General features: G+C 61.4%; 1 protein-coding gene. It reads left to right on the top strand.

The annotated features are described in order from the left end of the window. Positions 1-293, top strand: a 293-nt coding sequence (locus BFP89_RS00070) for a hypothetical protein (protein ID WP_141689003.1), incomplete at both ends; no start/stop codon positions are given.

The raw sequence follows: 293 nt of genomic DNA, 5'->3' as shown, positions 1-293 counted from the left end.
CGCCGGACGACTGGTGTCGGCGACCAATGCCGTCGGTGAACGCGAGGTTTATCGGTACGACGAAGAGCACGTCATTCTTGAGCGGCAATTGGCCGGTGGGGCGAGTTTCTTTTGGGCGTGGGAAAGGTCTGGTAAAGCCGCGCGCTGTGTCCGGCACTGGGCCAGTTTTTCGCAGATGGACACGCGCTATGTATGGGGCGATGACGGCAGCGTCAACGTGCACAACGCCGATGGCAGCCAGGAAGTGTATGTCCATGACGACCGGGCGCGACTGGTACAGCGCATCGATCCCG

The sequence above is a fragment of the Pseudomonas sp. 31 R 17 genome, from assembly GCF_900004915.1.
GTDB lineage: Bacteria > Pseudomonadota > Gammaproteobacteria > Pseudomonadales > Pseudomonadaceae > Aquipseudomonas > Aquipseudomonas orientalis_A.
This window is presented reverse-complemented; position numbering and strand designations above follow the sequence as displayed.